Origin of the sequence: Clostridium chromiireducens, from assembly GCF_002029255.1 — a bacterium.
Lineage (GTDB): Bacteria > Bacillota > Clostridia > Clostridiales > Clostridiaceae > Clostridium > Clostridium chromiireducens.
In genome coordinates this window covers 1-8,040 of sequence record NZ_MZGT01000127.1, presented here as the reverse complement: position 1 = coordinate 8,040, position 8,040 = coordinate 1, and the positions used below count along the sequence as shown (strand labels likewise).

Sequence of the window (8,040 nt, the reverse complement as noted above, 5' to 3'; positions counted from 1 at the left end):
GTGAAAAGTTATTATTAATGAAAGAAAGTGCAATTCTAATTAACACAGCAAGAGGCCCCGTTGTAGATAGTGCTGCACTTGCAGAAGCGTTAAACAGTGGAAAAATAGCAGGCGCAGGCGTAGATGTATTTGAAGTTGAACCACCAATACCAGTTAATCATGTATTATTTGGAGCTAAGAACTTAATAGTAACTCCTCATGTTGCTTTTGCTACAGCAGAAGCTTTTGAAAAGAGAGCTGTCATTGTTTTTGACAACATCGAAAAATGGTTAAGAGGTACTCCACAAAATGTAATGTAAGTGTAGGTGATAATTATGCTAAAGAAAGCAAATGCGGCAAATATACAGAATTGGTTAGATAAAATTAATACCTATAATTCTACTCCAGACTTTGGTACAACTAGAGTGCTTTTTACAGAATGCGAGATAGAAGCCAGAGAATATGTTAAAAGCGAAATGAAAAAGCTCGGACTTATTGTAAGAGAAGATAGTATAGGAAATATATTTGGGACGTTAGTAGGAAGCCAACCGAATCTTCCGCTAGTTTGGACCGGATCACATATAGATACTGTACTTAATGCAGGCATGTTTGATGGAATGGCAGGCGTTGTAGGAGGTATGGAGGCTCTTAGACTTATTAAAGAGTCAGGTATAAAATTCAATAGAAGTATAGAAGTCGTTGTATATACTTCAGAAGAGCCTACAAGATTCGGATTGTGTTGTTTGGGTAGCCGTGCAATGGCTGGCCATCTAACATTAGAAGATACAAAGAAGTTAAAAGATGAAAATGAAAAAACGTTGGAGTCTGTTTTGACAGACTTAGGTTATGATCTTGATAAATTCAAAGATATACAAGTAAAAAAAGGACAAGTTTTTGGAGCAATAGAATTGCATATTGAACAAAATAATAAGCTTGAAAAAAAGGGATTGCCAGTTGGGATAGTTAAGACTATTTGTGCACCTACCAATTACTCTGTAGAAGTAATTGGATGTCAGTCTCACGCTGGTGGCACATCTATGGAAGATAGAAGAGATGCATACACAGCTAGTTGTGAAATAGCCTTAATTCTAGAAAAGCTTGCACTTAAATGTAATAGTGAATATAATACAGCAACAGTTGGAAGAGTAGAAGTAATCCCGAATGCTGTAAATGTAATTCCAGGTAAAGTGAAGTTCTCTATTGATATTCGAGACTGTGAATTTGAAACAAAAACAGAACTTATAGAAGAGCTAATAAAAGAGATTAAGAAAGTCGAAGAAAAAAGAGGGGTTGAAGTTAATCTAATTAAAGAGAATAATGATGTACCTATGAAATGCGATCAAACTATTGTAGATATATTAAGAGAAAGTTGTGAAGAAAAGAAGATTCCATATGATATGATGATAAGTGGAGCATATCACGACTCGATGTTTGTAGGCGAATTTACACCTGTAGCTATGATATTTGTACCAAGTAAAAACGGAATTAGTCATAGTCCAGATGAGTGGACAGACTATGAAGATATAGCTTTAGGGGTAGACGTACTAGCAAAATCCTTACTAGAATTATCCAATAAAGAAAAATTATGAGTTTAAAATTATATAACTCGCCTTATGGCTTATATCATAGCAAATAATTTCAAGGGGGAACTAAGACAAGTACACATACTGTATTTGTCTTAGTTTCCCTACTTTTTTGGGTTCAAAATGTTTAATAAGATAAATAATAATCAAAGTAATTCCATATATAAAAAAATTGGATTATAATGGATTATATAGTCCGATAAAGAATGATAAGATTTTATTTGATTTCGGAGGATTTATCCAAGACACATTGGAGTGAACATAATTAAAAAATAGTGAGAATATATATTCTTTTAATAGGGGGGAACTGTGAAAAAAACAAAAGTAATTTTTAAGTTAGCAATTTTAGTAGTTATATGCTCAGCGGCCACAGGAGCAGTATTAAAATTTCAATATAATAAATCAAATAGTGAATTGAATAGCAAAGTTGAGGAAATTATTGATAAATTGCCAATTAAAAAAGTCGATGTTCCAGATGAAAGTTCAAAGGTTGATAAAAATGAAAATGGAATAGCTGATCCTATAGATATAGTAAACTCTGCGAGAAAAGAAGCAGAGCAGGAAACGGTATATAAAGATGCATATTATGTAGGAGGATATCCACCAGATGGTGAGGGAGTCTGTACTGATGTAATATGGCGAGGATTTAAAGGTATAAATGTATCAATAAAGGATTTAATAGATAAAGATATTAAAGAAAATATGGCTCAATATAAAGGAGTGAACGGAAAGCAGGATCCCAATATTGATTTTAGGAGAGTTTTAAACCAAGATGTGTTTTTTAAAAAGCGTTGTATTAATTTAACCACAGAATTCAAGGAGGGGGATATCAATAATTTAAAAGAGTGGCAGCCTGGAGACATAATAGTTTTTATTGAGGGATATGAGCATATTGGTATAATTTCAGATAAAAGAGATGAGGATGGTATTCCTTTTGTCATTCATAATTCTCATCCACATGCATCAGAGGCTAAATTAAGTTGGTTTCATAATCCAATTCATGGGCATTACAGATGGAAATATTAGTAGTATCATTAATGAATTCTAAGTTATTATACTGTGCAATTATTTAAAGATATCAATATATAAATGGTAGTGAATTATTAGTAGGTTATTATGTTACATAATATAGATGTTGGAGATGGGTAATGAAGAAAAAAATACTTTTAATAACACCTGAAAATGAGGAGATTAATAGATTTAGAAAAAGTCAATTTAACAATTTTATTCAGATTACTATGCCATATTTAGCAGCTTTTATAGATGAAAATAAATATGAAATAACTTTAGTAGATGAATATAATCAAAGAATTCCTTTTGAAGAAAAATTTCAGCTAGTTGCAATAACGATAAATACATCAAATGCTACCCATTGTTATGATATCTCTAAGAAGTTTAGAGATAGAAATACTAAAGTTGTAATGGGGGGGCCTCATGCTACACTATTACCAGAAGAGGTAAAGGAACATTGTGATTATATAATGGTTGGAGAAGGCGAAATTATATGGCCGGAATTTTTAGAGGATTTCTATGAGGGCAAAGCAAAATCAGAATATATTTGCAAAGAAGTACCTAATCTTAAAAATATGCCAATAGCAAGAAGAGATTTAATTCATAAGAGATACTTTACAAAAGGGGCAGTTATTTCTTCAAGAGGATGCCCTTATAAATGCAGCTATTGCAATTTAAAGCAGATTTATTGTGAGCCGTTTAGGACTAGACCTATTACAGAAGTAATTTCCGAAATAAGGACTATGAAAAGTAAATTTTTTGTGTTTTGGGATGATAACTTTTTTGGAGATATAGACTCTACAAAAGAATTATTGATGGAATTGAAAAAACTTAAGAAAAAGTGGGCAGCACAGGTAACATTAGAGAGATGTAAAGATGAAGAATTATTAAAATTAGCTAAAGAGGCTGGGTGTGTATACTTTTTTGTTGGAATAGAATCTTTTTCACAGGAAAGCTTAGGGAGTGTAAATAAAGGCATAAATGACGTAAATAAATATAAAAGTATAATAGATAAGATACATAGTAATGGTATTTGTGTACAAGCAGGAATAATATTTGGATTTGATACAGATAAAAAGGATGTATTCAAGAAAACATTAGATGCTTGCAATGAGCTAGGGATAGATGGGGCCACTGTAAGTATATTGACTCCTTTACCTAAAACACCAGTGTACTCGCAGTTAAAAGAAGAAAATAGATTAATTACAGGAGATTGGAGTCATTACAATGGAAAAACTAGAGTGGCTTTTGTTCCTAAAAATATGAGTAGAGAAGAATTATTTGAAGGTTACATGTGGTTTAGGAGAGAGTTTTATTCTTTAAAATCTATTTATAAGAGAATGAGAAAATCTAAAACAAATATAATCTATAACCTAATTGTAAATTGGGGATATAAGATAAGTCTTAGTGGCACAAAAAGTAAGTTTGAGTATTATGAATGATTCTTTTAATGAGCAAATAGTTTATAAGTATGTGGATAAAGCTACAGGAGTTGTGAATAGTTTAAAGTTTTAGCAAATAAATCAAGTGTTAATTAGCTATGACTGTAAAATATAGTTTTATACTTTATAATTAATTTGACTGGAACGTTAATAAGTTACTTACTTTAATATAGTAAGTATGATAGAATAATCATAGGTGGTGATTAGATATGGAAAAATTTCATATGTGCCCAAGGTTTGAAAATGCATTTGAACTGTTAGGAAAAAGATGGACCGGATTGATTATAAGAACGTTATTGAATGGACAAAATCGATTTTCAGATATAGAAGACGCAATTCCTAATATGAGTGCTCGTATGCTTACTGAAAGGTTTAAGGAATTGGAGAAAGAAGGAATCATTCTAAGAAAGGTTTATCCTGAAACTCCAGTACGTATAGAGTATGAATTAACAGAAAAGGGGCGAGCGCTTCAAAGTGTTATGGATGAAATTCAAAAATGGGCAGAAAAATGGACTTGATTAAAATAATACATGACTCAAAAAGAATCTTCTATTGTTTAAAATAGAAGGTTCTTTATTTTTTATTATGCAAAAAAATTGTGATGTGAGAGAGCTTTGAGTTATACAAAATTAATGTTTAAGTTTTGTAATTTGTAGAAGAGTTAAGGTTAAAATTCTATATTTATAAATTTATATTTAAAATATGCTTGACGAATTAAAATGAATATGTAATAATTTATTTATAGTAACTTACTAAAAGTAATTAACTAAGAAAAAATATTAAGGTAAAGAATTATAAGTTTTAATATAGTAATTTTGATTGAGATGTTGATAACAATCAATAGGAGGGATATAAGATGTTAAGAAAGATTGACAGTAGAAATATGGGTAGTAGCAATCTTGGATGGCTAAAAAGTAAATTTCATTTTTCATTTGCAGAATATTATAATCCCAACAATATAAAATTTGGAGTTTTAAGAGTTATAAATGATGATTTAATTGAAGCTAATGCAGGATTCGATACTCACCCCCATAGAGACATGGAAATAATCTCATATGTAGTTGATGGCGAACTAACACATGGAGATAGCATGGGGAATAAAAATACAATAACACGTGGTCATGTGCAATATATGAGTGCTGGAACAGGAGTATATCACAGTGAACATAATTTAGGACAAGATAGAGCGAGACTTTTACAGATATGGATTTTCCCTGATAAACAAGGTTATGAACCTAACTATGGTGATTATAGATTTGATTGGAATGAAAGACAAAACAAATGGCTGCATATGGTTTCAAGTAAAGATGGAGATGCACCAATAAAAATAAATCAGGATATAAATGTTTATTCTTTAGAACTTGAGAAAGGAAAAGAGATTAATTTTCAAGTTAATGAAAGAAGGCAGGCATATTTAGTTCAAATAGAGGGTAACTCCATAATAAATGAGATTGAGTTAAATGATCGTGATGGAATGGAAATAGTTGAGGAAGATATCTTGATCCAAGCGAAAGAGAATTCACACATTTTAATTTTAGAAATGAAAAAAGAAATTTAATATATATGAGACAAATAGCATATAGAAAAAGTAATGAAAAATAATATTTTAGATAAACTAGGAGGAATGAATAATGTCAAAAGATTTTTTAACTGCAGTAGCAGATAGACGTTCATATTATGGAATTAGCAAGGAAATAGTGGTTTCGGATGATAGAATAAAAGAGATTGTAGAGCATGCTGTGAAACATACTCCATCATCATTCAACTCACAAAGTGCAAGAGTAGTTTTGTTACTTGGGGACCATCATGATAATTTATGGAATATTACAAAAGAAGCTTTAAGAAAGATAGTACCAGCTGACCAATTTAGTTCTACTGAAGATAAGATAAATTCATTTAAAAATGGGTATGGTACAGTTCTATTCTTTGAAGATAGTAGTGTAATAGAATCTCTTCAGCAACAATTTGCTTTATATAAAGATAATTTCCCAATCTGGTCAGAGCAAGCAAGCGGAATGCATCAGTTTGTTATTTGGACAGCACTTGAAGTTGAAGGATTTGGAGCATCTTTACAACATTATAATGAGCTTATTGAAAATGACATAAAGAAAGAATGGAGTATACCTGAAAATTGGAAGCTAATTGGGCAAATGCCATTTGGAAAACCAACAGCAGAGCCAGATGAAAAGCAATTCCAACCACTAGAAGAACGTATAAAAGTGTTTAAATAATAAATATAATCATTTTCTACTATAATTAATAAAAGAATCATCTACATGGAGATGTAAATTTATCTTTATGTAGGTGTTTTTTTATTAGTTATACTGACATCAATTGTATTTAAGAGTGGAATATATAAGTGAAAAGTTTGTTGAATAAATTTTAGAGAGTGCTAAAAGTAGATAAAGTTTGACAAGTGGTGATAGAATACTTAATAATTTAAATAAGAATAATTATAAAAGAGGTGGATTAATAGTGAACGAGTTTTTAAAAATTGTTAGAGAAAGAAGATCAGCGAATAAATTTATAGAAAATATTACAATACCTAGAGAAGATTTTAACGATATATTTAAAGAGCTTTCATTGGCACCTTCTGCTTTTAATTTGCAACATGCTAGATATTATGTTGTAGAAGATAAAGAATTGGTGGGAAAAGTTTATGATGCATCATTTAAACAATACAAAATCAAGACTGCATCAGCAACTATAGTAGTTACAGGAGATAAAAATGCTTATTTATCTGCAGATAAAATCTATGAAGGCTCAATGATGCTTGGAATGATCGATAAAACTGAATATGAAATTATGATTAATACTATCAATAGTCTTTATGAAGGTTGGGGAGAAGGTTTTAAGCATGATGAGGCTATAAGAAATGCATCTTTGTCAGCAATGTTGTTTATGTTGTTAGCAAAAAATAAAGAATGGGATACATGTCCTATGATATATTTTGATAAGGATAAAATCAGTGAATTATTAAATATTCCAGAGAATGAGATACCGGTTCTAATGATTACTATGGGGAAAATGGACAAGAGTAGTAATAAAATTAGAGGATATAGAAAGCCAGCCGCTGAATTTGTGAAATTTTATTAATAATTCATTTGAGACTAATATAGGGAAATTTATATATTTTCTTATATTAGTCTCAATTTTTTTACTTAAATTAAAATTTAGGAGGTTTTACACTAATTTTTATAGAGAATAAGTTGCGAAAATAACAAAAGATATATATATAATTTATTAAAATACTGTATAGATTTGATTTAAATAATCATCGAAAAAGGAGCTGAATAGTGATGCAAAGTAAAATAAGACGAGTAATAATGTTTTTGATACTTATAACATTAACTTTAACTAATATAGCCTATGCACAACCGACTACAAGACAAAATGCACCATATGGTCCGAAAGTAGAGGATTTAAAAGGCAAAGAAGATATTATTCAAAATTTAGAACAAATGAAAAAAATAAGATCGAATTTAATCATTATAGATATATCCGGAAACTCATCAGAGGAGCAATTAAAAAATACTGATAAAGATTTAGAAAATTTTTTTTCAACAATTAAATATTGTTAGAAGAAATTTAGAAAATCATAAAAATACATATAAAGATTCTTTTCCAGATATATTTTTTTCTGAACAAATTTCATTTGTAGCTGATAGTTATATTATAAGTATAAGGCTGCAACAAAATTTAATAAGAGCATTTGAAAGTAATAATGATGAAGCGAAAAAACTATTTTATTCAAATTACTTAATACCAGTATATTATTATCTTACTTTAGGAGACCAAATGGTAGCATATATTGATACATATTTTGTATTATCTTAAAAAGAGTAAAGAACATATTAAAATAGGATTGAGTGAATTTAATTAACTATAAATGAATATGAAGGAATGTAGATAGATTTGTGTAAAACAAATCTACTACATTCTTTTTTTGTATTGTTTGATGGTAGATTTGGAATAATATACTTAAAAATAATAAGGGAGGATTCCAAATGAAAGTACCGGATATT

The 8,040-nt window shown here is 29.8% G+C and carries 9 protein-coding genes; all 9 read left to right on the top strand.

The annotated features are described in order from the left end of the window. Positions 1–299, top strand: a 299-nt coding sequence (locus CLCHR_RS23335; RefSeq protein WP_278337031.1) for an NAD(P)-dependent oxidoreductase, incomplete at its 5' end; no start/stop codon positions are given. 15 nt (positions 300–314) lie between these two features. Next, positions 315–1,568: a M20 family metallo-hydrolase gene (locus tag CLCHR_RS23330; RefSeq protein ID WP_079442318.1), complete on the top strand. Its 1,254-nt coding sequence runs from the start codon at positions 315–317 to the stop codon at positions 1,566–1,568. Between the two features lie 303 nt (positions 1,569–1,871). Next, on the top strand, positions 1,872–2,588 hold the full coding sequence (locus CLCHR_RS23325) for a DUF1287 domain-containing protein (protein WP_079442316.1): 717 nt from the start codon (positions 1,872–1,874) through the stop codon (positions 2,586–2,588). Positions 2,589–2,710: 122 nt separating this feature from the next. Next, complete coding sequence (locus CLCHR_RS23320) at positions 2,711–4,015, top strand: B12-binding domain-containing radical SAM protein (protein WP_079442314.1); 1,305 nt, start codon at positions 2,711–2,713, stop codon at positions 4,013–4,015. 209 nt (positions 4,016–4,224) lie between these two features. Beyond that, positions 4,225–4,533 carry a winged helix-turn-helix transcriptional regulator gene (locus CLCHR_RS23315; protein WP_079442312.1) on the top strand — a complete coding sequence of 103 codons (309 nt, stop codon included), beginning with the start codon at positions 4,225–4,227 and terminating at the stop codon, positions 4,531–4,533. Positions 4,534–4,871: 338 nt separating this feature from the next. Next, positions 4,872–5,573: a pirin family protein gene (locus tag CLCHR_RS23310; protein WP_079442311.1), complete on the top strand. Its 702-nt coding sequence runs from the start codon at positions 4,872–4,874 to the stop codon at positions 5,571–5,573. A gap of 73 nt (positions 5,574–5,646) precedes the next feature. Beyond that, a complete protein-coding gene (locus tag CLCHR_RS23305; RefSeq protein ID WP_079442309.1) occupies positions 5,647–6,246 on the top strand; it encodes a nitroreductase family protein in 600 nt (199 codons plus the stop codon). Between the two features lie 244 nt (positions 6,247–6,490). After that, complete coding sequence (locus CLCHR_RS23300) at positions 6,491–7,111, top strand: nitroreductase family protein (RefSeq protein ID WP_079442319.1); 621 nt, start codon at positions 6,491–6,493, stop codon at positions 7,109–7,111. A gap of 203 nt (positions 7,112–7,314) precedes the next feature. Beyond that, positions 7,315–7,596, top strand: coding sequence for a hypothetical protein (locus CLCHR_RS25620; RefSeq protein WP_341456942.1), 282 nt, complete (start codon positions 7,315–7,317; stop codon positions 7,594–7,596). The last annotated feature ends 444 nt before the right edge of the window (positions 7,597–8,040 follow it).